Source organism: Streptomyces sp. LARHCF249 (assembly GCF_052871255.1).
In genome coordinates, this window is the sequence record NZ_JBIXJQ010000008.1 from 224,208 (window position 1) to 249,773 (window position 25,566).

Here is a 25,566-nt window from a genome sequence, read left to right on the forward strand (position 1 = left end):
GGTTCAGCGGACGTACGCGGGTGAGGAGGCGCCCGGTTCCAGGAGGCGGGCCGGTCCCGTGCCGTCCGCCGGGACCGAGCGGATGTCGCCGTCGAGGCCGTAGCCGACGGTCGCCTCGTCCAGCCAGGCGGGCTGGTCGTCGACGCTGTGCGGCTCGGCCAGCGGGTGTTCCCGCATGGTCGCCAGGTCCAGGACGTACAGCCGCCACGGTGCCCGGGGGTCGTCGGAGACCTTCTTCTTGAAGGCGACGCGGGTGCCGTCCGGTGACAGCGAGGGGCATTCGGCGTTCTCCCGCAGCGCCTTCGCCGACCAGTTCCGCAGGTCGCCCTCGACGAGGTGGGTGCGGCCCCGGGTGGAGACGGTGGCGTAGAAGCGGTTGTCGTCGCCGGCGAAGCTCACGCCCCAGTAGTTGACGTCGGAGTCGTGGTGCCGGGCCCCGTCGACGGTCAGCGGAATCTGCTCCATCGACTTGATCAGATAGCCGGTGCGCAGGTCCAGGATCGAGGTGCGGGTCGAGAACGCGGAGGTGTTGTACGAGTCGCCGGTCGTGAAGGTCGTCCAGGACAGCAGCCGGCCCGAGGCGGAGACGCGGGCCCGGTTGGGGATGCCGGGCACGGTCACCCGGCGGATCTCGCGCAGCTGCCGGTCGAGTACGAGGGCCTCGGTGCGGGCCGGGGCGCCGGGCAGCATGCGCAGGCACAGGGCGTGTCCCCCGGCGGCGTGGAAGCGGTCGCAGGACGGGCCGCCGGGGACACGGGGCGCGTCGGGCCCGGGCCGGCGCGCGACCCGCCCGGTCGCCGCGTCCCGGAAGTAGAGGCCGGGCTCGGCAAGGCCGAACGAGGCGTCGGCTCCGGCCCGGTGGGCCTCGCCGGCCGGCCGGTCGCGGTGCCTCGCGTGGAGTACGTAGCCCAGCGAGCCGCCCGTGAGGAGGAGTACGGCGGCGATGACGAGGGCGAGGCGGAGCCGCCCGTGACGGAGGTTCATGACGGCTCCGCGGAGGCATCGGGGGCGGGCAGGACGCGCCAGGCGGCCGCGAGGGCCGCGGCCAGCGCGAGGGCCGCCGCCCACAGGGCCGGCCGCTGCCCCCACAGGGTCCACGCCGCCCCGAACCCGGCGGCGCCGAGGAGCCGGGCCAGCGCCTGGCCGGTCTGCAGCACCGCGAGTCCGCCCGCCCGGCCGTGCGCGGGCAGCACGGGCGCGGCCAGTGCCATCAGGACGCCGTCCGTGCCGGCGTAGAAGACCCCCAGCAGGGCCAGTACGGCGACGACGGTCGGCCAGGAGACGGGCGCGAGCAGCACGGCGTACGCGCAGAGCAGGGCGCCGTGCCCGAGCAGGAAGGCCGGCCGCCGCCCGGACCGGTCGGCGATCCGGCCCGCAGGGACCGCGAGCAGGAGGTAGACGGCGGCGGCGCCGAGCGGCAGCAGCGTGAACAGGGCGGGCGGCAGGTCGAGGCCGCGCAGGAGCAGCAGGTAGAGGAAGGCGTCGCCGATGGTGGTGGCGCCGAGCAGGGCCGCGGCGTACAGGATGCGGCGGAAGGCGGGGTCGCGCAGGGCCGTGGTCCGGACGCGGGCCGCGGGCCGGGCCGGAGCCGCCCGCCCGGTGCCGGCCGCGGGCGCGCCGGGGACGTACGCGACGAGCAGGAGCACACCGAGCAGGCCGACGCAGAAGCTGACCGCGAACACCGCGTCGTAGGCGTCGGCGGTGGCCCACAGCACGGCGAACGCGGCGAGCGGGCCCAGCAGGGCGCCCATGGTGTCCATGGCGCGGTGCACGCCGAAGGACCGGCCGAGTGCCTCCGGCGGCCCGCTGAGCGAGATCAGCGCGTCGCGCGGGGCGGTGCGGATGCCCTTGCCGAGCCGGTCGGCGGCGAGCGCGGCGGCGATCCCGGCGGTGGCGCCCCCGGCCAGGAGCAGCCCGAGCCGGGACAGGGCGGACAGCAGGTAGCCGGTTCCGGCGACGCGCTTGTGGCGGCCGCCGCGGTCGGCGAGGCGTCCGCCGAGCAGGCGTACGAGTGCGGTCGCGCCGTTGAAGAGGCCGTCGAGGAAGCCGAACTGGAGTGGGGAGAGGCCGAGGCCGAGGACGAGGTAGAGCGGCAGCACCGCCGTGACCATCTCCGAGGAGACGTCGGTGACGAGGCTGACCGCGCCGAGCGCGAGGACGGCGGCGGGGACGCGCCGCCGGGCCCCTGGGGTGCGGGGCGGCGCGTCCGGGCGGCCGTTGGCGGCCAGGTACATCAGTGGCAGCTGTACTTCGGGCTCGTGTCCTTGACCTGGCCGTCCGTGGCGACGTACGTCCATCCGTAGCCGGAGTCGGTGAACTCCAGCTTCACCACGCCGTACGGGCCGCTGACCCGCTTCTGGCTGTTGGGCTGGACCTGCTCGATCGGGTAGGGCTCGGCGCCGCCCATCCCGCCGACGACCTCCACGATCCCGTCGGCCGTGGCCCGGCCGTCGGGGTCCTGCGGCGCGAACCGCTCGTAGTGGTGGTCGTGGCCGTTCAGGACGAGGTCGGCCCTGGCGGCGTAGAGGATCTTCCACACCGGCTTGGAGACCGGGTCGTTGCCGTGCCCGCCGGACGAGAACAGCGGGTGGTGCCAGTAGGCGGCGACGCACTTCTTGGTGTTGGCGGCGAGATCGGCCTTGAGCCAGTCGGTCTGGGCGGCCCGGTCGAAGGCGTTGGAGTCGAGGGCGACGAAGTGCCAGTTGCCCTCGTCGTAGCTGTACCAGCTCTTGCCCTGCGGGAAGGCGATGCTCCCGAAGTACGCCTTGTACCCGGCGAGGGAGCCGGCCGGGTCGTAGGTCTCGTGGTTGCCCGGGACCGGCCGGGTCTTGGCCTTGAAGGCGCCCCAGCTCTTGTCGTAGTAGTTCCGGAAGTCGGAGAGCCGGGCGTCGTCGTACTGGTTGTCGCCCATCGTCAGATAGAACTTCGGGTCGATCTGCTGGGCGAGCGCGGCGGTCTTGGGGTGCGCGCAGCCGCTGTCGGATGCGGTGCACTGCGCGGCGATGTCACCGGCCGCGACCACCGTGAAGGCACCGCCGGGCGGCGGCCCGCCGTCGAGCGTGCCGTACACCTCCGTCTCGAACAGCGAGTAGCCGTACGCGGTGCCGCGGGCGGTTCCGTGGACGCGCAGGTACCGGCCCTTGCCGGACAGGCCGGTCCAGTCGTCGACGCCGCCGTTGCCCGCGGCCTCGGTGGCGAGGGGGGTCCAGGAGGCGCCGTCGGCGGACATCTCGACGCGGTACGCCTTCGCGTAGGCCGCCTCCCAGGTCAGCTTCACCCGCGAGACGGTGGCGGAAGCGCCGAGGTCGACCCGGATCCACTGCGGGTCCTGGCCTTCGGCGCTGGCCCAGCGGGTGGCCGGGTCGCCGTCGAAGGCGTTCTTCGCGGTCAGGGACGAGGTTTCGACGGAGGAGGCCGTGGCCGGCTTCCCGCGCGATATGAGGGGGTCGGCGGCGGCCCCGGCCCGTTCGGGCCAGGCGAGCAGGAGCCCGCCGACGAGGACGAGTACGGCAGCGCCTGCGAGGAGCAGGGTGCGGAGTCTGCTGCGGAAGAAGGGGGACGGAGCGGAAGGGTTCAGGCGCATACCTGGACTCCCTGGCCTTGGGGGCGGCGAGAGCTGGACTCTGGCGCGGAGCAGCGCGCCCCGGCCCGCGGGCGGGCAGGGGGCGGTGCACGGCGGCCGGGTCAGAGCTCTCGCTGAGCGCGTCATGCCCAGGGGTCGGGCACCGCGCCAAGCCGCCGCCCGGGAGACTAACAGGAAGGAAAGTTTCCTACTAGTACGCGCGCAAGGCCTCTCGGTAGGCTCGTACGCATGGACCAGCCGGACGCGAACCCGTCGTCGAACCCGTCGTACTGCCCCGCTCCCGCCGCCCCGGCCGGGCGGGTGGCGGGGCCGCCGTACGCCGACTGCCTGGAGTGCGGAAAGCCCACGGAGTACGGGGTCGCCACCCCGGGCAGGGTGCTCTGCCCGGTATGCGAGTGGCAGGACGCCCAGCGCACGGCCTGCTCCGGCTGAATCCGGCGGCTACTTCCCGATGAGCTCGGAGACCTTCACGAACCGGTAGCCGCGCTTGCGCAGCTCCGGGACGATCTTGCGGACGGCCTCCTCGGTGACCGGCGCCGCGCTGCGCGTGCAGTGCATGACCACCACCGAGCCGGGCTTGACCCCCGCCAGCACCTGCTCGGCCACCGCGTCCGGATCCGTGGCGAAGGCGTCCCCGCTCACCACGTCCCACTGGACGGCCGTGACCTTGGCCGTGGACAGGGCGCGCAGCGCCTGGTCGTCGTAGCAGCCGCCGGGGAAGCGGAAATAGGGGACGGTGTTGACCGCGCCCGCCGTACGGAAGGCGGCGAAGGCCCGGTCCACGTCGGCGCGGGCGGCGGCGGCGTCGAGCGCGGGCAGCCCGTAGCAGGGGGAGGTGAAGGCGTGGTGGCTGTACGAGTGGTTCGCGACCTCGAAGTTCGGGTCGGTGCCGATCGCCTTCGCCTGGTCCGGGTACTCCTCGGCCCAGCGGCCCGTCATGAAGATCGTCGACGGCACCTGGAGGGTCCGCAGGGCCGTGATCAGCCGGGGGTTGTCGAAGCGCTCCCCGCCCGCGGCGCGCGGCCCCTGGTCGGAGGTCATGTCGGCGTCGAAGGTCAGCGCCACGGTCTTGTCGGTCTGCTGCTTGGCCCGCTCGAAGACCGGGGTCAGGCCGTTCGGGCCGGGCGCCATGGTCGGGGGCTTGGCGGGGGCGCCGGCCTGCGGGGCGGCCCCGGCCCCGGCCGCGGACGGCGGGGCGGAGGCGGGGCCGGACGCGGCGGCGGACGCGGACGCCGCGGGCGTCCCCAGACGGGCCTCGCGGCCGGCGTCCGGCGGAGCGGCGCCGCCCCCGCATCCCGCGAGGGCGGCGCCGAGGGCGGCACTGAGCACGGCGGCGGACGCCGCTTTGCGCACGGAAATGGTCACATGGGCAAGTTATATGACTATGTGGCAAGTAGGCGTGCGCGGCACTCCCCGACGTCGAAGTCACCCGGGGGATACCGCGGACCGATCTCCTCCAGGTGCTCCAGCAGCAGCTTGCTGATCGCCCAGTTGCGGTACCACTTGTGGTCCGCGGGGACGACGAACCAGGGCGCGGCGCCGGTGGAGCAGCGCTCCAGGGCCAGCTCGTACGCCTCCTGGTACGCGGGCCACAGGGCGCGCTCGTCGATGTCGTCCGGGCTGAACTTCCAGTGCTTGTCGGGGTTGTCGAGCCGCGCCAGGAGCCGCGCGCGCTGCTCCTCGTAACTGATGTGCAGGAAGGCCTTCACCACGGTCACGCCGTCGTCCGCGAGGGACTCCTCGAAGCGGTTGATCTCCGCGTAGCGCCGCTCGACCCGGTCGGGCGGCACCAGCTCGCGGACGCGGGCGATGAGCACGTCCTCGTAGTGCGAACGGTCGAAGACGCCGATCTCGCCCGGCTGGGGGAGGGCCTTCCTGACGCGCCACAGGAAGGGGTGTTCGCGTTCCTCGGCGGTGGGCGCCTTGAAGGCCTTGATGCGGCAGCCGGACGGGTTGAACAGGCCGGCCACGTGCTTGACGGTGCCGCCCTTGCCGCTGGTGTCCATCCCCTGCAGGACGAGCAGCAAGCGGCGCCGGTCGCCCGCGGTGCTCGCCGCGTAGAGCCGCTCCTGGAACGAGCCGAGCGGCTGCGCCATCGCGGCGGTGGCCGCGCGCCCGGCCGCCTTGTCCGCGGGGCCCGCCGGGGTCGCGGCCGGATCGCGGCGGCCGAGGTCCAGCCGCTGGCCGGCGGGGACGCGCAGCAGCTCGCGGAGCGGCCGCGCGGTCACTGCCAGGGCCCCGTCACCGCGAACGTGGTGCCCGGCGCGTAGGCGTTGACGTACAGGGTGCGTCCGTCGGGGGAGAAGGTGACCCCGGCGAACTCGCCCCACTCCGGCGCGCCCGGCCGCCCGATGTCCTCGGCGTTGCGGGCCACCGGGTACACCTCGCCGCCGGCCGTCACGCCGAAGACGTACTGGGCCCCGCCGCCGTCCTCGCACACCATCAGCCCGCCGTCCGGGGCCAGGCAGATGTTGTCGGGGGAGTCCCCGGGCAGCTCGATGCCGGCGGCCGGGCCGAACAGCACGTCGAGCCGCAGCCGGGCGCGCAGCGGGTCGTAGAACCACACCTGCCCGTGGTGGTCGGCGCCGGCGCCCTCGCCGCGGCGGGCGTAGCTGGAGACGAAGTGGACGCCGGCGCCGCCCCAGTAGCAGCCCTCCAGTTTCTGCGCGTGGGTGATCCCGCCGCGCCCGAAGTCCTGGAACCGGATCGCGGTCCCGTCCGCCGAGGGGTCGGGTACGCGGACCCACTCCACCGGGAACTCCGCCCCGGGCCGGTCCACCACGGCCAGGTCCGCCAGCCCCGGCACGCGCAGCGCCTCCAGCACGCCGCCGGCCCCCAGCGAGCCCGGGCCGCCGAGCGGCCGTGCGGGCAGGAAGCGGTAGAACAGCCCGAAGGGCCGGGTGAAGGCGTCCTCGGTCTCGTAGACGACCCCGCGGAACGGGTCCACGGCGACGGCCTCGTGCGCGAAGCGGCCCAGCGCGGTGAGCGGGACCGCCCCCGAGCGCCGCGGATCCGCGGGGTCCACCTCGAAGACGTAGCCGTGGTCCCGCGTGTAACCGGAGGTGCCCGCCCGGTCCTCGGTCTCCTCGCAGCTCAGCCAGGTGTTCCAAGGGGTCCGGCCGCCCGCGCAGTTGACGGCGGTACCGGCGAGGGCGACCCGCTCGCCGTCGACCCGCCCGTCCGGGCCGAGCTCCAGGGCGGTACAGCCGCCCAGGGCCCCGGGGTCGTACGTCAGCCCGGCGACGGCGGGCACGCGCAGGGCGGCCGTGGCGCGGTTCTCGTGGTTGCGGACCAGCCGCACGCGGCCGCCGCCCGCGCCGAAGGCGGCCATGCCGTCGCAGTTGGCCGGGACGGCGCCCTCACCGGAGCGCAGCGGGCCGCCCGCGCGCGAGAGCACCCGGTACGAGAACCCCGCGGGCAGGTCGAGCAGTCCGCGCGGGTCGGGCAGGAGCGGCCCGTACCCGCGCGTCGGCGGGGCGGCACCGGCGGCCCGGCCGGTGAACAGGGCGCCGAGCGCGCCGCTGAAGGCGATCGCGCCGGCGGCGACCAGGCTGCGTCGGGTGACGGACATCGGCCCGTGGTATCACACCGGCTGCCCGCCGTGGGCGTCCCGCGCCGGGGTGCCCACGGACGGCCCCGGCGGGGGACGTGCCCCGCGCCTCAAACGCCGGCGAGGCTGAACTTGCCCTGCGGGCAACCCGGCCCGCAACCGAATCCAGCCCCTCCGGCGTTTGAGGAGCGGGGTACGGGGCGGAGCCCCGCATCGTCGAGCTCGGCGCGAGCCGTCAGGCGAGCTTGGCGCTCAGGGTGATCGTCGTGCCGGTCAGGGCCTGGCTGACGGGGCAGTTCTTCTTCGCGTCCTCGGCGGCGGCGACGAAGGCGTCGTTGTCCAGACCCGGCACCTCGCCCTCCACCGTGAGGTGGATGCCCGTGATGCCCTTGCCGGGCACGAAGGTGACGGCGGCCGAGGTGGTCAGCTTGGCGGGCGGGTTGCCCGCCTTCGCCAGTCCGTTCGAGAAGGCCATGTTGAAGCAGCTGGAGTGCGCGGCGGCGATGAGCTCTTCCGGGCTGGTCCGCCCGTTCGCCTCCTCGTCGGTGCGCGCGGGCCAGGAGACCGGGTAGCTGCCGAGGCCGGACGAGTCGAGGGTGACGACGCCCTTGCCCTCGAACAGGTCGCCTTCCCAGACGGCGTGTGCGTTGCGTGTGGCGGCCATGGGGGATCCCTTCGCAGAAGTGGAAACGGCCGGGCCCCCGGAAGGGCGCGGCGCTGCCAAACCTACTGCGACACCAGGGGCTTTGCGTCGCGGGCGAGCGCGGTGAGCCGCGATATGGCGCGGAAGTACTTCTTCCGATAGCCGCCGTTGAGCATTTCTTCACTGAACAGCTTGTCGAAGGGGACCCCGGAGGCCAGTACGGGGACCTCGCGGTCGTAGAGCCGGTCGGCGAGCACCACCAGCCGCAGGGCCGTCGACTGGTCCGGCACCGGGCCGACGTCGGTCAGGCAGACCGCCGTTATCCCGTCGGTCAGCGCTCCGTAGCGGCTCGGGTGCACCCGGGCCAGGTGTTCCAGCAGGCCGGGGAAGTCGTCCAGGCTCGCGCCCTCGGTCGCGTACGCGGCCTTGGCGACCTGCTCGTCGGAGAACGGAGCCGGAGCCTCCGGCAGCCCGCGGTGGCGGTAGTCCTGCCCGTCGATCCGCAGCGGCCGGAAGTGCGCCGACAGCCCCTGGATCTCCCGCAGGAAGTCGGCGGCCGCGAAACGGCCCTCGCCGAGCTTGCCGGGCAGCGTGTTGGAGGTGGCGGCCAGCGCCACGCCCTGCTCGACCAGGCGGCTGAGCAGCGAGGACACCAGCACGGTGTCGCCCGGGTCGTCCAGTTCGAACTCGTCGATGCACAGCAGCCGGTGCCCGCCCAGGGTCTGCACGGTCTGCTGGAAGCCGAGCGCGCCGACCAGGTTGGTCAGCTCCACGAAGGTGCCGAAGGCCTTGAGCGCGGGCTCGGCCGGGGTGGCGTGCCACAGGGAGGCGAGCAGGTGGGTCTTGCCGACGCCGTAGCCGCCGTCGAGGTAGACCCCGCGCGGGCCGGCCGCGGGCGCCGGCTTCTTGCTGAACCAGCGCCGCTTGCCGGCGCCGCTCGCGTGCGCCCCGCCCAGGCCGGCCGCGAAGCCGCTGAGGACGGTGACCGCCTCGGACTGGCTCGGCTGGGCCGGGTCCGGGTTGTACGTGTCGAAGCGCACCGAGTCGAAACGCGGCGGCGGCACCATCTCGGCCACCAGCCGTTCGGCGGGTACCCGGGGCTCGCGGGCGCACAGGGCCTGGGGCCCCGCGTCGGCTATCTGAGGCCGACTGGACGTGGCACCGGAGGTGGAGAGTGATGTTGACACAGCACTCAACTCTACGGGTCGTGGCACACTGCACCGATGCGACGCCTGTTCCCTGTGACCGATCAGACATCAGCCCCTTCCCAGGCCCTGACCGGCCGGGAGTGGTCGCTGGACGAGCTCGCGGAGGCCTACGCGTACCCCGCCCTCGAGGACGGGGCGCACTGGCTGCGGGCCAACATGGTCTCCACCCTGGACGGCGCCGCCCAGCACGAGGGCCGCTCGCAGCCCATCTCCGGAGAGGCCGACATGCGGATCTTCGGCACCCTGCGGGGCCTGGCCGATGTGGTGGTCGTCGGAGCGGAAACGGTTCGCCAGGAGGGGTACCGCCCGGCCCGGGCCCGTGAGGCCTTCGCCGCCCGCCGGGCAGCCGCCGGACAGGGCCCCGCCGCCGCCATCGCCGTGGTCACGGCGAGCCTGGACCTGGACTTCACCCTGCCCCTGTTCACCTCCCCGCTCGTGCCGACCCTGGTGGTCACCGGGGCCGCGGCGCCCGCCGGCAAGGTCGCCGAGGCCGCCGCGGCCGGGGCCGAGGTCGTGGTGGCGGGCGACGGGGCCGCCGTGGACCCGGCCCGCGCCCTGCGGGAACTCGCCGCGCGGGGGCTGCGCCGCCAGCTCACCGAGGGCGGGCCCCGGCTGCTGGGCCAGATCGTGGCCGCCGACGCGCTGGACGAGCTGTGCCTGACGATCTCGCCGGTGCTCACGGCCGGTGACGCCCAGCGGATCGCGGGCGGGCCCTCCGTCACGGTTCCGCACCGGCTCGCGCCGGCCTCCGTACTGGAAGAGGCCGGGTTCCTCTTCACCAGCTACCGTCGGATCTGAGCAGGAGGCGGAATTTCTCGTTCCGCTTAGCTTCCGCCGGGCACAAACCTGGGCACATATATCTGCGCAAGGTCCCGCGCGAGCGCGGGGCAGGATGGTTTCCGCAGGGGGCCGGCCAGCCGGCCTCGGCCCATGAAGGAGAGGGCGTCCGTGTTCACGAGCGTATTGATGATCGAGCAGCCCCTGACCGCGGTGGACGTGGACTTCGTCACCACCCTGCACGGAGACGACTCGGTCTCCTTCGTCGTCCTCATGCAACCCCGCGGCGACCAGGACCGACTGCTGCGCGCCATCGACGACGTAGCGCTCGGTGAGCTCCCCGAGGCCATTCGCGAGGCCGACGTACCCGAGGGCGAGGCCGCCCGCGGCCCCGCCGAGCGGGCCCTCGAGCATTCCATGGAGGCCCTGCGCAACAAGGGCGCCAATGTCATCGGGCAGATCATCGAGGACCACCCGCTCGACAAACTGAAGGCCGTCGTGGAGGAGACCGGCGCCGACGAGGTGATCGTCCTGACCGCCCCGCACTTCGTGGAGGAGTTCTTCCACCGGGACTGGGCCTCCCGGGCCCGCCACAAGGTCGGCGTTCCGGTGCTCAAGCTCTTCGCCCACAACGAATAGGCTGGGGCGGTCAGAGCTCGAAGCACCCCCCTCGATCCTGGAGCGACCTGAATGAAGCCCGGCCTGCCGACCGCCATGGAACGGCCCCACTTCATCGGCATCGGCGGCGCCGGCATGTCCGGCATCGCGAAGATCCTCGCCCAGCGCGGCGCGCAGGTGGCCGGCAGCGACAGCCGGGGGGACTCCGAGACCGCCCAGGCGCTGCGCGCCCACGGCGCCACCGTCCACGGCGGCCACGCCCCCGGCAACCTCGCCGACGACTCCACCTGCGTCGTCGTCTCCAGCGCCATCCGCGCCGACAACCCGGAGCTGGCCCGCGCCGCCGACCTGGGCATCCCCGTCGTGCACCGCTCCGACGCCCTCGCCGCCCTGATGGACGGCCTGCGCCCGATCGCCGTCGCCGGCACGCACGGCAAGACCACCACCACCTCGATGCTGGCGGTCTCCCTGTCGGCCCTGGGCCTGGACCCCTCGTACGCCATCGGCGGCGACCTGGACGCCCCCGGCTCCAACGCCCACCACGGCGAGGGCGACATCTTCGTGGCCGAGGCGGACGAAAGCGACCGCACCTTCCACAAGTACACCCCGCAGGTCGCGATCATCCTCAACGCCGAGCTCGACCACCACGCGAACTACGCGTCGATCGAAGAGATCTACGAGTCCTTCGAGACCTTCGTCTCCAAGATCGTGCCCGGCGGCACCCTGGTCGTCGCCCACGGCCAGGAGGGCGCGGCCGAGATCGCCCGCCGGGTCGCCGGCCGCGAGGGCCTCAACGTCGTCACGTACGGCGAGGAGCCCGAGGCCGACGTCCGCATCACCAAGATCACCCCGCGCGGTCTGACCAGCGAGGTCACGGTGGTCCTGGACGGGCGGATGCTCACCTTCACCGTCTCCGTGCCCGGCCGCCACTACGCGCACAACGCCGTCGCGGCCCTCGCCGCCGGTGTCGCCCTCGGCATCCCGGCGCACAACCTGGCCTCCGCGCTCGGCAAGTACACCGGGGTCAAGCGCCGCCTCCAGCTCAAGGGCGAGGCGGCCGGCGTCCAGGTCATCGACTCCTACGCGCACCACCCCACCGAGATGACCGCCGACCTGGAGGCCATCCGCGGCGCCGCCGGGGACTCCCGGATCCTGGTCGTCTTCCAGCCGCACCTGTTCTCCCGCACCCAGGAGCTCGGCAAGGAGATGGGCCAGGCCCTGGCCCTCGCCGACGCCTCCGTGGTCCTGGACATCTACCCGGCCCGCGAGGACCCGCTCCCCGGCGTCACCAGCGAGCTCATCATCGCCGCCGCCCGCTCCGCGGGCGCCGACGTCACCGCCGAGCACGACAAGGGCGCCGTCGCCGACGTCATCGCGGGAATGGCCAAGCCCGGTGATCTCGTTCTCACGATGGGCGCGGGCGACGTCACGGACCTCGGTCCGGCCATCCTCGCCCGCCTGTCGAACTAGAGGGAGGGAGAGTCATGTCGTACGAGGTCGAGAAGACGGACGAGCAGTGGCAGGCGGAGCTGACCCCGTCCGAATACCAGGTGCTGCGCCTCGCGGGCACCGAGCCGGCCTTCCGCGGTGAGTACACCGACACCAAGACGGAAGGCGTCTACTCCTGTCGCGGCTGCGGCGCCGAGCTCTTCCGTTCCACGGAGAAGTTCGAGTCGCACTGCGGCTGGCCGTCCTTCTACGACCCGAAGGACACCGAAGCGGTCGAGCTGATCGCCGACACCTCGCACGGCATGGTCCGTACCGAGGTCCGCTGCGCGACGTGCGGCTCCCACCTGGGCCACGTCTTCGAGGGCGAGGGCTACCCGACGCCCACGGACCAGCGGTACTGCATCAACTCGATCTCGCTGCGGCTGACCCCGGCCTCCGGCGAAGGCTGACCCCGCGCGACCCCTGGCGGGCCCTCCCGGCCGGCCCCTGTGCCGGCCGGGAGGGCCCGCCTTGGTGTCGGGGACATCGCGGTTGGGTTCCGATCAGGTCTCCCACCTGCGGTGATCCGCCGCCAATAGCACGCTTTGGCCGCGGAAGACACCTATCTGTTTCCTCGGGATGGCTGGTTATGATCGGCACCCTCACATCCCGCCGCAGCAGGACTGGTTGTGCCCGGTCCGGCCGCCCGGCTGCCCCCGCCGCCCCGTTCCCGAGGTCCGATGTCTCCCGTAGAACCCGAAGGCATACCCGGGCAGTCGAAGGCCCGGCGCAGGCGCCCCGTGCGCCTGCGCACCCTGCTCATCTGGCTGGCAGTGCTCCCCACCCTGGCGATGGGCACCCAAGTGACGGTGAGCGCCCAGCGTTTGCTGGCGCAGTCGGAGCACCTGCGGGCCGATGTCGCCGCCTCCGAGCGGCTCGGCGCCCCGCTGTACACGCTCATGGTCGACATGCAGGCCGAGCGGACGGTGACCGCCGCACTGTGGGCGGGCACCGCCGGGGCCGAGGAAGAGCTGCGCAACCGGCGGGAGGCCACGGACAAGGGCGCTGCCGTGTTCCGTGGGCTGGCGGGCGGTTCCGCGGCGTTCGCCGAGGTGAACCGGCGGCTCGACGGCCTGGCCGCGTACCGCCAGCGCGCGGATGCCCGTACCGGCGGCGCCGACAGCACGCTCTCCTACTACACCGGCGTGATCGGCGCGGTCATCCAGACGTACCAGCTGGAATTCAGCCACGCGGAGGACGCCGAACTCGTCCAGGAGAGCCGGCCCGTGGTGTCGATGCTCTCGGCCGGCGAGATGGTGGCGCGCGAGGACACGATCCTGGCCCTGGCCGGGCCGTCCAGACAACTGAGCGCGGCCGGCTTCGACCAGTTCATCAGTGCCGTGGGAGCCCAGCGCTACCTGCACGAGACAGCGATCGCGCCGCATCTGCCCGAGCGGGACCGGCGGTTCTACGAGCGGATCGTCGCCTCGCCGGACTGGCAGACGAAGATACGCATCGAGAACGCGGTCCTCTCCGATCACACGGACGTCGATTCCGGTGTCAAGATGCCCGCCGAGGTGGCCGGCTGGCGGTCCGCGCACGCCAACGTCTCCGTTCAGATGGCCACCCTCACCATCGACCGGGCGCGGCAGGTGCTCACGCGCGGCGAGGCCAAGGCCGCGGCGCTGGAGACCGAGGTCGCCTGGCTCGTCGGGGGAAGCGGCGGCGGGCTGCTGCTCGTCGTGGTGATCGTCGTGCTCACCACGCGCTCGCTGCTCCGCCGGCTGCACGACCTGCACGAACGCACCGTGACCGTCGCCGAGGAAACCCTCCCCGACGTCGTGGCCCGGCTGCAGCGCGGGCAGTCCGTCGACGACGAGATCCTGCCGGCGGTGCGCGGGGACCGGGACGAGGTCGGACGCATCAGCGACGCGTTCGCCCGGGCCGTCGCCGTATCCGTCGACGGGCACCGGCAGCTCGCGGCCGAGCGCCACGGGTTCGGCCTGTTCGCCACGGGCATCGCCTCGCGCACCGGAAACCTGGTCAGCCGCCAGCTGAGCCTCACCGAGGACCTCCAGGACGCCTTCGGCCACGACGAGGCGCTGCTCGCGCAGTTGATGCGCGCAGACCAGTTGACGGTGGGCATGCGGCGGCAGATCGAGAACCTCCTCATCCTGGCGGGCGGCGAGGTCCCCGACCCGCACACCGAGCCCATGCGCATCGCCGACCTGCTGCGCGAAGCCGCCGCGGAGGTCGAGGACTTCCGGCGCATCGAGCGCCAGGCCCTGGACGAGACCAGCGTGGAACCGCAGGCGATCAGCCAGGTCAGCCATCTGCTCGCGGAGCTGCTGGACAACGCCACCCGGTTCTCCCCGCCGCGGTCGAAGGTGGTCATCCGGGCCGAAATGGTCGCGGACGGGCTGTCGGTCGAGATCGAGGACCGGGGACCGCGGGTGACCCCCGAGCGGTACGAGGAGATGAACGGCCGCCTGCACCAGGCGCCGCCGTACTCCGTCCTGGCGCAGAACGCGCACCGGCTCGGGCTCTTCGTGGTCGGCCACCTCGCCGACCAGCTCGGGGCGACCGTCACCCTACGCCGCTCGGTGTACGGAGGCACCTCCGCGGTGGTGATCTTCCCCGCGGAACTGCTGGTGGCGACGGAAGGGGAAGCACCGCGCGAGCCCCGGCCGGCGGCCGCGGCCGCGCTCCCGCCCGCACCCGCCGCCCCGGAGCCGGCCAGTGCCCTCCCGGCGCCGCGACCTTCCGTGGAACGGGGGCCCGAGCCGGTCGAGCACACGGCCGCCGGGCTGCCGAGCCGCCCCGCGAAGCTGCCCGCGCGCGTGCCCGTATCCGAGCCCGAGCCCGAGGCCCGGCCGGCCCTGGCGGCCGCCCCCACACGGCCGGCGCTGCCCGAGCGCGTCCCGCAGACCCACATCGCCGAGCAGCTGCGGGCGCCCCGCGCCCCGGAGGCGGCCCTCCGGCCGGACACGGCGACACCCGAAGAAGTGGCCGACGCCTGGTCGGACTACGAACGCGGGACCCAGACAGTGGAAGAAGAGCTCCGACGGGATCGGCCATGACTACCTCATCGCAAGACATGATCTACAGCGTCCTGGACAACAACCTGAACCGGATCGCCGGCATCCAGGGAGCGGTGCTGCTGTCCAACGACGGCATCAAGCTCAGCGCCTACCTGCTGGACGAGCCCCAGGCCGAGCGCATGGCGGCCGCGGCCTCCGGCATCGCGGCCACGATGAAGGCGATATCCCGGGAGGTCGACGGCGGCCGCGTCATCCGCCAGCTGGTCGAGATGGACGACCGCTACCTGTGCATCGTCGGCTGCGGGGACGGCAGCACGCTCATCGTGGTGACCTCCCGCAAGGCGCGCCTCGGGGAGCTGGGCGGCGAGGCCGTACGGACCGCCCAGGCGCTCGGCGAGTGGCTGGGCACCCCGGAGCGCGGCCAGGTGCCGACCGCGTAATGCCGGAGGACCAGCCCCAGCCCGCGCGCCGCCGCCGTACGCGGCTGTACGCCCTGACCGACGGGCGTACGGCCGCGCCGCACACCGTCCTCACCATGGACACCACGATCACGGCGGCGGTCGGCGGGGACGCGCAGGGCGGCCTGCCCACCGAGTGGCGGGCCATCCTCGCCATGTGCGCGCCGCCGGGCGGCCTGGCGGTCGCCGAGATAGCGGCCCGGATGCGCATCCGGCTCACCCCGATGACGCTGCTCCTGGGCGAACTCGCGGACCGCGGGCTGATCCACCACCGGTCGCCCCTGGACGGGGCCGAGACCACCGACGTCCACCTGCTCATGAGAATCAGGGACAACCTTGCCCGGATATGACATTCCCGCCCCGCGGGAAGCGGCCCCCGTCAAGATCCTCGTCGCCGGGGGATTCGGAGTCGGCAAGACGACCCTGGTCGAGACGATCTCCGAGATCGAGCCCCTGCGGACGGAGGAGCGGCTGACGGCCGCCGGTGTCGGCGTCGACGACCTCGACGGCATCGAGTCCAAGACCGTGACCACCGTGGCGATGGACTTCGGCCGCCTCACCCTCACCGACGCCGGAGTCGTCCTCTACCTGTTCGGCACGCCGGGCCAGGAGCGCTTCTGGTTCATGTGGGACGACCTGCTGAACGGGGCCCTCGGGGCGATCGTGCTGGTCGACACGCGCCGCCTGGACCGCAGTTTCCCCGCGGTCGACTTCTTCGAGAGCCGCGGACTGCCGTTCGTGGTCGGCGCGAACTGCTTCCACGGCGAGCAGTCCTACACCGCCGAGGAGATCGGGGCGGCGCTGCACCTGCGCGACCCGAACACCCCCGTCCTCATGCTGGACGCCCGTTCCCGCACCGACGTCCGCGCCTGCCTGCTCGCGCTCCTCGACCGGCTCATCGCCCAGGCGGGAGCCGTGGCGACGACGGTCTGACCCGCCCGCTCCGGCCGCCCGGGGCGCCCCGCACGACCCGGGCCGCCCCCGGGCCGTCTCAGGCCACCGAAGCCAGGTAGTCCGCCAGGGTCCGGCCCGGGGTCCAGCCCCGGGACCGGGCCCTGGCCGTGTCCAGGACCACGGAGTGGGCCAGCTGGTCCACCGCGTAGCGGCTCAGCGCCGGTTCGGCGGTCGGCAGGGACTCCGCGAACCGGGCCGCCGCACGCGCCACCGGCAGCGGCAGGTGCCGGATCCGGGCCCGGACGCCGTGGGCCCGCAGGACCTCCCGTACGGCCAGGTCGCGGGCGTACGGCTCGGCGTCCGCCACGTTGTACGCGCCGGGGGGCCAGCCGGCCGCCGCCAGGCAGGCCTCGGCCAGGTTCTCCACCGCCGTCAGGCTCAGCGTCACGTCCGGGCCCGGCAGCAGCAGGGTCCCGGCCCGGACCCGGGAGAGCAGCCGGGGCAGCAGCTGGGTGTCGCCGGGGCCGTAGACCGCCCTCGGCCGCAGCACCACCGCACCGCCGGCCAGCGCGAGGGCCTCGCCCGCCGCCTTGGTGCGGCCGTACGCGTTCAGCTGGCCCGCACGCGGATGGTCCTCGGTGACCAGGCCCCGGTCGAGGCGCGGGTCGTAGACGCTGGCACTGCTCACCCAGACCACGGGCCGGCCGCCCGCCGCCCTCAGCAGCCGCTGCGTGCCGGTCACGTTGACCGCGTGCATGAGCGCCTCTGCCCGCGAGCCGGGTGCCGGATCGCCGACCGCGGCCGCGCAGTGCACCACCAGGTCCACCCCGGTCAGATCCGGCTCGGCCCGGGCGGCGTCCCAGAAGCGGTGCTCGCCCAGCGGTCCGGGCCTGCGGCCCACGCACACCACCTCCGCCCCGCCCGCGGCGGCCGCCCGGGCCACGTGCCCGCCGCAGAAGCCGCTCGCCCCCGTGACCGCGATACGGACGCTCATGCGCGGGCCTCCACCAGCAGCGTCCGCCAGCCCGGCAGGGCTGCCCGCCGGTCCACCCGGGCCCGTGTCACCACCGGCCGCGCGGGGGCCAGCGCCGCCAGTACGTCGGCCAGCTGCACTTCGGCCAGCCGGGCTCCGGGGCAGGCGTGCGGCCCGGCGCCGAACACCAGCCGGGCGGTCCCGGGCCCCGCCGGCCGCCGGGCATCGGGGTCGCGCCGGTGCGCCCCGGCGGCGTGCCGGGCGACCAGCAGCAGCCGGTCGCCGCCGCGCACCGGGCAGCCGCCGACGGCGCCGTCCGCGGCGGCCACCCGCGGCAGCAGCGGCGAGGCGGCCGTGACCCGCAGCAGCTCGGCGGCCAGCGCCGGCCGCAGCGCCTCGTCGGCGGCCTGGTCCCACAGCCCGGCATCGGCGCACCACGCCACCGCCCGCGGCAGCGCGGCCACGGTGGTGTTGACCGCGGCCACCGCCAGCATCGCGGCCAGGCCTTCCTCAGCGAAGCCGGCTCCGGCTCCGGCTCCGGGGCCCGGGACCGTGCCGGGCCCCAGCAGCAGGCGCAGGCGGTCCGCCGCCCGGGCCGCGGCGGCCTCGGCGCGCGGGCGGCGCGGGCCCGGCAGGTGGCTGCGTACGGAGGCGGCCGCGGCCTCGGCGGCGGCTTCCGCCAGGGCCCGCGGGTCGGCGTGCGAGCCCAGCAGGGCGCACACCACCGCCCCGGACAGCTCCCGGGCCAGCTCGACCAGGTCCACCTCGCCGCCTTGTGCCAGCGGCGCGACGCCTCGTACGAGCAACGGCCGCCACACCGCGCGCAGTTCCTCCACCCCGGCCGCGCCGAGCCCGGCCGCGAGGCCGCGCCGCTCCGCCCGGTGGGCCCCGCCCTCCTGGTCGAACAGCACGCCGCCGGCGCCGTCCGGCAGGGCGGCCCGCGCGGCGGCGCCCGTCGTCCCGGCCGCCGTACGGTCCAGCGGCAGCCGGGTCAGCGCCTCCCGGTAGGCCTCCGCCCCGTGCACCAGCAGGGTGCCGCCGAGCCGGCGCACGGGCCGGCCGCGCGTCGCGGCGAGCAGTCCGAACAGCACGGGATGGCTGCCCAGGTAGACCCGGCGGTCGCGCCGCCGGGCCCGGGCGTGGGACGTGTGGCTCATCGGGTACGTACCTTCGTGGGGATCGGGACTACGGGAACCGGAGGCGGGCGGGCCGCCCGAGCCGTCTGCCGGGAGGGCCCGGAGGCCAGGGAGCGTTCCGGGGCGCGGGTCAGGCCGTCGGGCCGAGGCGTTGTGCCGCCATGGCGGAGGTCGCCGCCCGGTCCGGCTTGCGCGAGCGCCCCGACAGGGGGATGCGGGCGAAGAGGAGGGCGTCGGGGCGCGCCGCGCCCATCCGGTGGAGCGGGCCCGACAGGGCGCTGCGCAGGGCGGGTTCGTCCACACCGCGCCCCGGCTGTACGACGGCGACGAGCTGTTCGTCGCCGTCACCCGCCGGGACTCCGACGAGCACGGCCAGTTCCACGCCCGGCACGTGCAGGGCGGGCTCGTACAGCCCCGGATAGATGTTCTCCGCCCGGCGCAGCACCATGTCCTTGCACCGGCCCTCCAGGACGATCCGGCCGGCGCCGTCCAGCCGCGCCCGGTCGCCCGTACGCACCCACGGGTCGGGCTCCTCGCCGAGGTAGCGGTGGCGGGCCGCGGCCCCGGCCAGCAGCAGCTGGCCCTCCGCGTCGGTCTCGGCCAGGACGCCCGGCAGCGGGGTGCCGACCAGGTCGCCGGGGCCCTCGAAAGCGGACTTCTCCCGGGCCTCGACCGCGGCGGCCGGGAACAGTTCGGTGAGCGCGTACACCCCCCATGCCCGGGCCGCGCCCGCACCCCGTACCCGCTCCAGCAGGGCGGCGTCGGCAGGCGCCGAGCCCGTCCAGACCCGGCCGTGGAAACGGGCGCCGGCATCCAGTGCGTCCCGCAGCCCGGGCGGGGTCAGATAGGTGTCCTGGGGGCGCAGCCGGTGCAGCTGGCGGGCCAGCACCCGTGGGTCGCGGGCCGGGAGTGCGACGGGGGCGCCGCAGGTCAGCGAGGGGACCAGGACGAAGAAGGTGCCCCCGAGCACGGGCTGGTCCGGGGCCGCGTCGAAGAGGGAGGCGACCGAGGCCATCCCGGCGGCCAGGCTCGAGCGGGTGTGCACCACGGCGCGCGGCCGGGAGGTGGTCCCCGAGGTGAACACGATCACCGCGTCCCCGTCCCCGTCGTCGTCCCCGTGCACGGGGACCCCCGCCCGGGGGGCCGCCAGGTCCAGCGCGGGCGCGCAGCCCGGCAGTCGGGGCCCGACGGTGGCCACCGGACCCAGCTCGGCCAGGTCGGGCAGCGCGAGCCCGGCCCGGCGGGCCAGCGGCCGGGCCCAGCCCGCCACCGCCTGCGCGGCCGCGTCGGCCAGCACCAGCGAGGGCCGGGCCAGGGACAGCCGGGCGCGCAGCACGTCCGGCCCGGCACCCGGGTCGAGCACGGCCCCGCGCAGCCCGAGCCGCCACAGGGCGAGCAGGACGGCAAGGGCCCGCGGCCCGGGCCGTACGGCGACGCCGACGGTGTCCCCGGCGCGCAGTCCGCGCGCGTGCAGGGCGGCGGCGAACGCGTCGGACAGCTCGGCGAGTTCCCCGCGGGTGGCCCGGACCCGGGCAGCGCCCGTGCGGGTGGCGGTGAGGACGGCCGGCCGCTCGGGGCGGCTGCGCAGCGCGTGGTCGAGGCGGTCGAGCATCAGCGGGGATCCGTTCCGTGGGTGCCGCTGCCCTGGTCCAGGTACCAGCGGGCGGTGCCCGCGATCCCGTAGGCCCGCAGGCGCCGCGTGGAGTTCTCCACGACCATCTGCCGGCAGTGCGCGATCCGGTCGGTGTGGCGGCGTACGGCGTTGAGGAAGAGCCGGTCGGTGGGCGAGGGGCGCCGGGGCATGCCGCCGACGGCCAGGTACAGCTCGGCGGTGATGGCCATGTTGTTCCCGGCGTGCATGCGGTACGGGGCCCGGAAGCCCTTGCGGCGCGCGTGCCCGGGCCGCAGCCGCCCGAACAGCGCGGCGAGCGCCACGAGCAGGCCGAAGCCGGCCCGGCCCAGCGGGCCGTGCTCGTCGCGCCGGGCGGTGATCCGCCCGCACACCAGCCCGGGCCGCTCCGTGAGGGCGGCCCGTGCGGCGCGCGTCCAGCCGGGCCGGGGCAGGCAGTCGGCGTCGGTGCGGGCGAGCAGGGCCGCGCCGCGGTCGATCGCGTACCGGAAGCCGGTGTCCACGGCCGAGCCGACCCCCTTCTCCGGCTCCTCGATCACCTCGACCGGGAACGGCGCGCCCGCCGCGAACTCCCGGGCGATCGCGGCCGTCCGGTCCGCCGAGGCGTTGTCGACGACCAGCAGGGTGAAGTCCCGGTCCCGCTGCGCGGCGAGGGCGCGCAGGGTCTGCCCGAGGCGGGCCTCCTCCTCGTGCGCGGGTACGACCACCCACAGCGACTGGCTCACGACTTCTCCCAGACCATCGTCATGATGCTGATACCGCCGCCGAGTCCGACGAACAACACCCGCTGACCGGGCTCCAGTTCGGCGAACACCCGGTCCAGCTGGACCCCGATGCTCGCGCTCGCCACGTTGCCGAGCTCGGGCACGGTCACCACCAGCTTCCCGGCCGGCACCCCGGTCAGCTCCGCGAACCGCTCCAGGTACGGCACGGTCACCTGGTGCACCAGCACCTTGGCGAAGCCGTCCCAGTCCATCCCCGTGCGGTGCAGCGTCCGGTCGATGACGGCGGTGCCCACCTTCTCGAACACCCCGCGCAGTTCGTGCCCGTCGCCGCGGAAGTAGGTGTACTCGTCCCCGCGCGGGTGGCGCGAACCGCCGCCCGGGATGCCCCCGACCTCCCAGTGCTCCGAGTGGGTCTCGGTGTCCACGTCGAGGATCCCGCCGCGCTCCACGGCCTCCACGACCACGGCGGCGCCCGCGTCGCCGAACGTGTACCCCGCGAAGCCGCTGCGGAACTCGGCGACGTCGGCGGGATCCTTGCGCACCGCCCGGCTCGGGGTCTCCCCGGTGACCACCAGGGCCCGCCGCGCCCGCCCGGCCAGGATCATCGAACGGGCGAGGTCGATCGCGTTCACGAAGCTGTTGCAGGCGTTGGTGACGTCGAGGGCGTGGGCCCGCGACCCCAGTTCCGCCTGCACGATGTGCGCGGTGGCGGGCTCGACCATGTCGCGGGAGGCGGAGGCGAAGAGCAGCAGGTCGATGTCGAGCGGACCCAGTCCGGCGGCGTCCAGCGCCCGGCGGGCGGCGCCCACGGCGAGCGTGGAGGCGTACACGTCCGCGCCCGCGACGCGGCGGGAGTCGATCCCGGTGGCCTGCCTCAGCAGCGTCGGCGGCAGCGTGAGGCCGCTGCGCAGGGACACCTCCCGCTGGAGGGAGTCAGAGGAGAGCGCCTCGGCGGGCAGCAGGCTGCCGACGGCGGTTATCCCGGCGCGCGGCCGTGGGTCACTTGGCTGAAAGGGCATGCCCACATCATGACAACCGGCCATCTCCCGGGCCTGAGTAGGGATGCTCAGATCGGTGCACAGGCCGGATGAGTATCCCCGGCCGGCGCGCTGACCTCGAAGCGGAGTGGTTCAGGGGGCTGTTGCGCGGCAGGTGGTTCCCTTACCGTCTTCGCCAGACGCGCGGGCCGTCGGCAGTGACCTTTCCGTTCTCCGGCTGTACGGCCAGGTGTCAGACAAGGATCTCCGTCCGGTACACCGGGGGCGCTGTCCTTGGGGCGCCCCCAAGCCACCCCTCACCCGCAGAGGTCGTCACCCCATGGCAGAACTCAACCGCCGCAGGTTCCTGCAGATAGCCGGCGGCACCGCCGCGCTGACGATGCTGAACGACAGCATCGCGCGGGCCGCCGCCATCCAGGCGCAGGGCACCACCGGCACGATCCAGGACATCGAGCACGTCGTCGTCCTGATGCAGGAGAACCGGTCCTTCGACCACTACTTCGGCGCGATGAAGGGGGTCCGGGGCTTCGGTGACCCGCGGCCCGTCCTCCAGGACAACGGCAAGTCCGTCTTCCACCAGTCCAACGGCACGAAGGACATCCTCCCCTTCAACCCGCAGGTGGAAGACCTCGGGATGCAGTTCCTCACGGGCCTGGACCACGACTGGGCCGGCGGTCACCAGGCGTACAACAACGGCAAGTACGACAAGTGGGTCCCGGCCAAGACGGCCACGACCATGTCGTACATGACCCGGAACGACATCCCGTTCCACTACGCCCTCGCCGACGCCTTCACGGTGTGCGACGCCTACCACTGCTCCTTCATCGGCGCCACCGACCCCAACCGCTATTACATGTGGACGGGTTACACGGGCAACGACGGCACCGGCGGCGGCCCGGTCCTCGGCAACCAGGAGGCCGGCTACGGCTGGAAGACCTACCCCGAGCGCCTGGAGGCGGCCGGCGTCTCCTGGAAGGTCTACCAGGACATCGGCGACGGCCTGAACGCGGCCGGCCACTGGGGCTGGATCAACGACGCCTTCCGCGGCAACTACGGCGACAACTCGCTGCTGTACTTCAACACCTACCGCAACGCCCAGCCGGGCAGCCCCCTCTACGAGAAGGCCCGCACGGGCACCAACGCCAAGGCGGGCGACGGGTACTTCGACCGGCTGCGCGCCGACGTGGTGAACGGCACCCTGCCGCAGGTCTCGTACATCGCCGCGCCCGAGGCGTTCAGCGAGCACTCCAACTGGCCGACGAACTTCGGCGCCTGGTACATCTCGCAGGTCCTGGACGCGCTGACCGCGAACCCGGCGGTGTGGGCGAAGACCGCCCTGTTCGTCACCTACGACGAGAACGACGGCTTCTTCGACCACGTGGTGCCGCCGTACCCGCCCGCCTCCTCGGCCTGGGGCCTGTCCACCGCGAGCGTGACCGGCGACCTCTACAGCGGCGGCGGCGGCTACGCGGCCGGTGTGTACGGGCTCGGCCCGCGCGTCCCGATGATCGTGGTCTCGCCGTGGAGCAAGGGCGGCTACGTCTGCTCCGAGACCTTCGACCACACCTCGGTGATCCGCTTCATGGAGAAGCGCTTCGGCGTGCAGGAGCCCAACATCTCGCCGTGGCGCCGCGCGGTCTGCGGTGACCTGACCTCGGCGTTCGACTTCACCCGGGCGGACGCCGCGCCCGCCGCGCTGCCGTCCACGGCCGGGTACGTCCCGCCGGACAAGAACCGCCACCCCTCCTACTACCCGGCCCCGCCGGCCACGGGCACCCTGCCGAAGCAGGAGGCCGGCTCCAAGCCGACCCGGGCGCTCGGCTACAGCCCGTACGTGGACGGCCGGGCGACCCCCTCCACCGGCAAGTTCACCCTGACCTTCGCCTCCGGCCCCACCCTCGGCGCCCACTTCCACAGCACCTCGGGCAACCGCACGGACGGCCCCTGGCCCTACACGGTCGAGGCGGGCAAGACCCTCTCGGACACCTGGAGCACCAGCAGCTCCACCGGAAACCAGATCAACCTCTCGGTCTGGGGCCCCAACGGCTTCCTGCGCACCTGGAAGGGTCCGGCGAAGAAGGCCGGCCCCGAGGTCACGGCCCGCCACGACGGGACCACCGGAAACCTCAAGCTGACCCTGGCCAACTCCGGTGCGGCGGCGGTCAACCTCACGGTGGCCAACGCCTACAACGGCGCGGCCCAGACCCTGCGGGTCGCGGCCGGCGGCACGGCCGCGTACACGGCGGACCTGAGCACGACGGGCCGCTGGTACGACATCACGGTGGTCTCCGACGCCGACACCACGTTCCTGCGCCGCTTCGCCGGCCACGTGGAAACGGGCGCCCCGGGCATCTCCGACCCGGCGATCAAGACCGTCTGACCCGGTCCTCCGCCCCGCGCAGCAGCCGCCGCTCCAGGACCGGAAGGTCCTTGGGGCGGTGGCCGCGCGCGTGCCGGAGCAGCAGGTCACGGGCAGTGTCGGGGACCCGGCGGCGCTTGGGGTGGCGGGTGGTGAACTCCTCGCTCGCGAAGAACCGTACGGCGCCGTCCAGCCCCGTCCGATCCGTCTCCCGTACCGCCCAGGCCAGTTCCTCCGTGGCCACTCCGGCCAGCACCCGCTGCGGACCCCGCTCCGCGAGCAGCCACGCTGCGTCCCGAGGCTCCTGGCGTACGGTGCCCAGCCAGCTGAACACCACGCCCAACGGCACCCCGCGCGGGAGGTCCGGCTCTTCCTCACCTCCGGCCAGGGCCGCGGCATACTCCCGCAGCCCCTCGGGCGCCGCCGCCGCCCACCGGGCGCGGTGGCGGGCCGGGATCCCGTCGGGGGACAGCGGGTCGAGCAGGCGCTTCAGTTCGGGTGTGGCCGGCGGCGGGTCCCATTCCCCGTGGCACATGCACTCGACCGCGCCGCCGCCGGCGAAATCGGTGTGCCGTTCGGGCGGACGTGCGGCCCGCACCTCGGCGATCTCCGCGGGGTCGCTGATCGCGTAGCTCCGCGGGTGATGGGGGTGTCGCGCCCCGTCGGCCCGCGAGAAGTCCCCCATGGCCAACGGCTCGGCACCCGGTGTCGGTTTCACGGTGTGATGGTAGGCCCGCTGGGCAGAGGTACGGCGTCGGTTTTCTCCGCCCCGTCACCGAGGGAGAGCGCATGGCCATCGCCCACCGCAGGATCGGCACCGGACCCGTCCGCGTCATCGTCCTGCACGACTGGTTCGGTACCTGTGCCAACTGGGGCTCGGTGCTGGACTACTTGGACCCCGAAGGGTTCTCGTACGCCTTCCTCGACTACCGCGGCTACGGCGAGCGCCGGGACGTGGCCGGCCGCCACAGCCTGCCCGAGATCGCCGACGACGTCCTGGAACTCGCCGACCAGCTCGGCTGGGACACCTTCTCCCTCCTCGGCCACTCCATGGGAGGCAAGGCCGCCCAGCAGGTGCTCGTCCGGGCCCCCGAGCGGATCGAGAAGATCGTCGGGATCAACCCGGTCCCCGCCGGGCCCTACGAGATGGACGACGCGACCCACGCCCTCTTCTACGGCGCAGCCGAGGACCCGGCCAAGCGCCGGACCATCCTCGACCTGGTCACCGGGCACCGGGCGAGCCGCCACTGGCTGGACCGCATGGTCGCCCACTCCCTGGAAGCCTCCCGGCCCGAGGCCTTCGCCGGCTACCTCGCGAGCTGGCAGCCGCTCGACCTGTCCTCCGCCGTGAAGGGCAACACCGTCCCGGTGCTGGTCCTGGTCGGCGAGTACGACCTCGCGCTCACCGCCGATGTGATGCGCGCCACCTGGCAGGTCTCGTACCCGAACTGCCGCGTCCACCCCGTCCCCGGTGCCGGGCACTACCCGCCGCACGAGACCCCGGTGGCCCTCGCGACCGAGGTCGAGGCCTTCCTGCGCGCGTAG

Annotated in this window: 25 protein-coding genes; 11 read left to right on the plus strand and 14 right to left on the minus strand. The window is 74.0% G+C overall.

The annotated features are described in order from the left end of the window. Positions 1-3: 3 nt before the first annotated feature. The 3 genes from ACIPUC_RS24320 to ACIPUC_RS24330 are packed head-to-tail and all read right to left on the minus strand — an operon-like array spanning position 4 to position 3,583. Entirely contained in the window at positions 4-984 is a 981-nt protein-coding gene (locus ACIPUC_RS24320; protein WP_446592101.1) for a hypothetical protein, read from the minus strand. Continuing rightward, entirely contained in the window at positions 981-2,234 is a 1,254-nt protein-coding gene (locus ACIPUC_RS24325) for an MFS transporter (protein WP_446592102.1), read from the minus strand. The genes ACIPUC_RS24320 and ACIPUC_RS24325 overlap by 4 nt, the downstream gene beginning before the upstream one ends. Further along, on the minus strand, positions 2,234-3,583 hold the full coding sequence (locus tag ACIPUC_RS24330; protein WP_446592104.1) for a discoidin domain-containing protein: 1,350 nt from the start codon (positions 3,581-3,583) through the stop codon (positions 2,234-2,236). Before ACIPUC_RS24330 ends, ACIPUC_RS24325 begins: the two co-directional genes overlap by 1 nt. A 228-nt stretch (positions 3,584-3,811) precedes the next feature. Here ACIPUC_RS24330 and ACIPUC_RS24335 point away from each other — a divergent pair, with 228 nt between their 5' ends. Beyond that, the gene (locus tag ACIPUC_RS24335; RefSeq protein WP_446592105.1) at positions 3,812-4,015 is read left to right on the plus strand and encodes a hypothetical protein; all 204 of its coding nucleotides are present in this window, start codon (positions 3,812-3,814) and stop codon (positions 4,013-4,015) included. A 9-nt stretch (positions 4,016-4,024) separates the two neighbouring features. Here the strand turns inward: ACIPUC_RS24335 and ACIPUC_RS24340 are convergent, their stop codons facing one another. The 5 genes from ACIPUC_RS24340 to zapE form a co-directional block, all read right to left on the minus strand. Next, a complete protein-coding gene (locus tag ACIPUC_RS24340) occupies positions 4,025-4,948 on the minus strand; it encodes a polysaccharide deacetylase family protein (protein WP_446592107.1) in 924 nt (307 codons plus the stop codon). Between the two features lie 17 nt (positions 4,949-4,965). Then, positions 4,966-5,811, minus strand: coding sequence for a PPK2 family polyphosphate kinase (locus ACIPUC_RS24345; protein ID WP_446592109.1), 846 nt, complete (start codon positions 5,809-5,811; stop codon positions 4,966-4,968). Next, a complete protein-coding gene (locus ACIPUC_RS24350; RefSeq protein ID WP_446592111.1) occupies positions 5,808-7,154 on the minus strand; it encodes an alkaline phosphatase PhoX in 1,347 nt (448 codons plus the stop codon). Before ACIPUC_RS24350 ends, ACIPUC_RS24345 begins: the two co-directional genes overlap by 4 nt. 214 nt (positions 7,155-7,368) lie before the next feature. Further along, positions 7,369-7,797, minus strand: a complete 429-nt coding sequence (locus ACIPUC_RS24355) for an OsmC family protein (RefSeq protein ID WP_267752865.1) — start codon at positions 7,795-7,797, stop codon at positions 7,369-7,371. A 62-nt stretch (positions 7,798-7,859) separates the two neighbouring features. Next, positions 7,860-8,915, minus strand: a complete 1,056-nt coding sequence (gene zapE, locus ACIPUC_RS24360) for a cell division protein ZapE (protein WP_446592277.1) — start codon at positions 8,913-8,915, stop codon at positions 7,860-7,862. An 84-nt stretch (positions 8,916-8,999) separates the two neighbouring features. Between zapE and ACIPUC_RS24365 the strand changes: the two genes are divergently transcribed. The 8 genes from ACIPUC_RS24365 (at position 9,000) to ACIPUC_RS24400 (ending at position 16,239) form a co-directional block, all read left to right on the plus strand. Then, a complete protein-coding gene (locus ACIPUC_RS24365) occupies positions 9,000-9,782 on the plus strand; it encodes a pyrimidine reductase family protein (protein ID WP_446592112.1) in 783 nt (260 codons plus the stop codon). 150 nt (positions 9,783-9,932) lie between these two features. Further along, entirely contained in the window at positions 9,933-10,400 is a 468-nt protein-coding gene (locus tag ACIPUC_RS24370; RefSeq protein ID WP_446592114.1) for an indole-3-glycerol phosphate synthase, read from the plus strand. A gap of 51 nt (positions 10,401-10,451) precedes the next feature. Continuing rightward, positions 10,452-11,849 (plus strand): UDP-N-acetylmuramate--L-alanine ligase, encoded by a 1,398-nt coding sequence (gene murC, locus ACIPUC_RS24375; protein ID WP_446592116.1) that lies wholly within the window; start codon positions 10,452-10,454, stop codon positions 11,847-11,849. A gap of 14 nt (positions 11,850-11,863) precedes the next feature. After that, the gene (gene msrB, locus ACIPUC_RS24380; RefSeq protein ID WP_446592118.1) at positions 11,864-12,277 is read left to right on the plus strand and encodes a peptide-methionine (R)-S-oxide reductase MsrB; all 414 of its coding nucleotides are present in this window, start codon (positions 11,864-11,866) and stop codon (positions 12,275-12,277) included. Between the two features lie 270 nt (positions 12,278-12,547). Continuing rightward, a complete protein-coding gene (locus tag ACIPUC_RS24385) occupies positions 12,548-14,887 on the plus strand; it encodes a nitrate- and nitrite sensing domain-containing protein (RefSeq protein ID WP_446592119.1) in 2,340 nt (779 codons plus the stop codon). After that, positions 14,884-15,288: a roadblock/LC7 domain-containing protein gene (locus ACIPUC_RS24390; RefSeq protein ID WP_446592120.1), complete on the plus strand. Its 405-nt coding sequence runs from the start codon at positions 14,884-14,886 to the stop codon at positions 15,286-15,288. The genes ACIPUC_RS24385 and ACIPUC_RS24390 overlap by 4 nt, the downstream gene beginning before the upstream one ends. Beyond that, positions 15,288-15,656 (plus strand): DUF742 domain-containing protein, encoded by a 369-nt coding sequence (locus tag ACIPUC_RS24395; RefSeq protein WP_446592121.1) that lies wholly within the window; start codon positions 15,288-15,290, stop codon positions 15,654-15,656. The genes ACIPUC_RS24390 and ACIPUC_RS24395 overlap by 1 nt, the downstream gene beginning before the upstream one ends. Further along, positions 15,643-16,239 carry a GTP-binding protein gene (locus tag ACIPUC_RS24400; RefSeq protein ID WP_446592123.1) on the plus strand — a complete coding sequence of 199 codons (597 nt, stop codon included), beginning with the start codon at positions 15,643-15,645 and terminating at the stop codon, positions 16,237-16,239. Before ACIPUC_RS24395 ends, ACIPUC_RS24400 begins: the two co-directional genes overlap by 14 nt. Positions 16,240-16,297: 58 nt before the next feature. Here ACIPUC_RS24400 and ACIPUC_RS24405 read toward each other — a convergent pair whose 3' ends face one another. The 5 genes from ACIPUC_RS24405 to ACIPUC_RS24425 form a co-directional block, all read right to left on the minus strand. Beyond that, the gene (locus tag ACIPUC_RS24405; protein WP_446592125.1) at positions 16,298-17,194 is read right to left on the minus strand and encodes an NAD-dependent epimerase/dehydratase family protein; all 897 of its coding nucleotides are present in this window, start codon (positions 17,192-17,194) and stop codon (positions 16,298-16,300) included. After that, entirely contained in the window at positions 17,191-18,330 is a 1,140-nt protein-coding gene (locus ACIPUC_RS24410; RefSeq protein ID WP_446592126.1) for a cytochrome P450, read from the minus strand. Before ACIPUC_RS24410 ends, ACIPUC_RS24405 begins: the two co-directional genes overlap by 4 nt. A gap of 109 nt (positions 18,331-18,439) precedes the next feature. Further along, on the minus strand, positions 18,440-19,921 hold the full coding sequence (locus tag ACIPUC_RS24415) for a class I adenylate-forming enzyme family protein (RefSeq protein ID WP_446592127.1): 1,482 nt from the start codon (positions 19,919-19,921) through the stop codon (positions 18,440-18,442). Beyond that, positions 19,921-20,664 (minus strand): glycosyltransferase, encoded by a 744-nt coding sequence (locus tag ACIPUC_RS24420; protein ID WP_446592128.1) that lies wholly within the window; start codon positions 20,662-20,664, stop codon positions 19,921-19,923. The genes ACIPUC_RS24415 and ACIPUC_RS24420 overlap by 1 nt, the downstream gene beginning before the upstream one ends. Beyond that, positions 20,661-21,683: a 3-oxoacyl-ACP synthase III family protein gene (locus ACIPUC_RS24425; RefSeq protein WP_446592129.1), complete on the minus strand. Its 1,023-nt coding sequence runs from the start codon at positions 21,681-21,683 to the stop codon at positions 20,661-20,663. Before ACIPUC_RS24425 ends, ACIPUC_RS24420 begins: the two co-directional genes overlap by 4 nt. Positions 21,684-21,981: 298 nt before the next feature. Here ACIPUC_RS24425 and ACIPUC_RS24430 point away from each other — a divergent pair, with 298 nt between their 5' ends. Next, positions 21,982-24,042, plus strand: a complete 2,061-nt coding sequence (locus ACIPUC_RS24430; RefSeq protein WP_446592130.1) for a phosphocholine-specific phospholipase C — start codon at positions 21,982-21,984, stop codon at positions 24,040-24,042. Here ACIPUC_RS24430 and ACIPUC_RS24435 read toward each other — a convergent pair. Further along, positions 24,029-24,739, minus strand: a complete 711-nt coding sequence (locus ACIPUC_RS24435; protein ID WP_446592132.1) for a hypothetical protein — start codon at positions 24,737-24,739, stop codon at positions 24,029-24,031. The genes ACIPUC_RS24430 and ACIPUC_RS24435 overlap by 14 nt on opposite strands. A gap of 71 nt (positions 24,740-24,810) precedes the next feature. On the opposite strand from ACIPUC_RS24435, the gene ACIPUC_RS24440 reads away from it, so the two are divergent. Next, positions 24,811-25,566, plus strand: coding sequence for an alpha/beta fold hydrolase (locus ACIPUC_RS24440; protein ID WP_446592134.1), 756 nt, complete (start codon positions 24,811-24,813; stop codon positions 25,564-25,566).

Coding starts and splice junctions, on each gene's coding strand:
- ACIPUC_RS24325 (WP_446592102.1), bottom strand. CDS start 2,234: ATGTACCTGGCCGCCAACGGCCGCCCGGACGCGCCGCCCCGCACCCCA.
- ACIPUC_RS24355 (WP_267752865.1), bottom strand. CDS start 7,797: ATGGCCGCCACACGCAACGCACACGCCGTCTGGGAAGGCGACCTGTTC.
- msrB (WP_446592118.1), top strand. CDS start 11,864: ATGTCGTACGAGGTCGAGAAGACGGACGAGCAGTGGCAGGCGGAGCTG.
- ACIPUC_RS24425 (WP_446592129.1), bottom strand. CDS start 21,683: ATGCCCTTTCAGCCAAGTGACCCACGGCCGCGCGCCGGGATAACCGCC.
- murC (WP_446592116.1), top strand. CDS start 10,452: ATGAAGCCCGGCCTGCCGACCGCCATGGAACGGCCCCACTTCATCGGC.
- ACIPUC_RS24395 (WP_446592121.1), top strand. CDS start 15,288: ATGCCGGAGGACCAGCCCCAGCCCGCGCGCCGCCGCCGTACGCGGCTG.
- ACIPUC_RS24335 (WP_446592105.1), top strand. CDS start 3,812: ATGGACCAGCCGGACGCGAACCCGTCGTCGAACCCGTCGTACTGCCCC.
- ACIPUC_RS24440 (WP_446592134.1), top strand. CDS start 24,811: ATGGCCATCGCCCACCGCAGGATCGGCACCGGACCCGTCCGCGTCATC.
- ACIPUC_RS24320 (WP_446592101.1), bottom strand. CDS start 984: ATGAACCTCCGTCACGGGCGGCTCCGCCTCGCCCTCGTCATCGCCGCC.
- ACIPUC_RS24390 (WP_446592120.1), top strand. CDS start 14,884: ATGACTACCTCATCGCAAGACATGATCTACAGCGTCCTGGACAACAAC.
- ACIPUC_RS24410 (WP_446592126.1), bottom strand. CDS start 18,330: ATGAGCCACACGTCCCACGCCCGGGCCCGGCGGCGCGACCGCCGGGTC.
- ACIPUC_RS24350 (WP_446592111.1), bottom strand. CDS start 7,154: ATGTCCGTCACCCGACGCAGCCTGGTCGCCGCCGGCGCGATCGCCTTC.
- ACIPUC_RS24365 (WP_446592112.1), top strand. CDS start 9,000: ATGCGACGCCTGTTCCCTGTGACCGATCAGACATCAGCCCCTTCCCAG.
- ACIPUC_RS24385 (WP_446592119.1), top strand. CDS start 12,548: ATGTCTCCCGTAGAACCCGAAGGCATACCCGGGCAGTCGAAGGCCCGG.
- ACIPUC_RS24330 (WP_446592104.1), bottom strand. CDS start 3,583: ATGCGCCTGAACCCTTCCGCTCCGTCCCCCTTCTTCCGCAGCAGACTC.
- ACIPUC_RS24430 (WP_446592130.1), top strand. CDS start 21,982: ATGGCAGAACTCAACCGCCGCAGGTTCCTGCAGATAGCCGGCGGCACC.
- ACIPUC_RS24405 (WP_446592125.1), bottom strand. CDS start 17,194: ATGAGCGTCCGTATCGCGGTCACGGGGGCGAGCGGCTTCTGCGGCGGG.
- ACIPUC_RS24415 (WP_446592127.1), bottom strand. CDS start 19,921: ATGCTCGACCGCCTCGACCACGCGCTGCGCAGCCGCCCCGAGCGGCCG.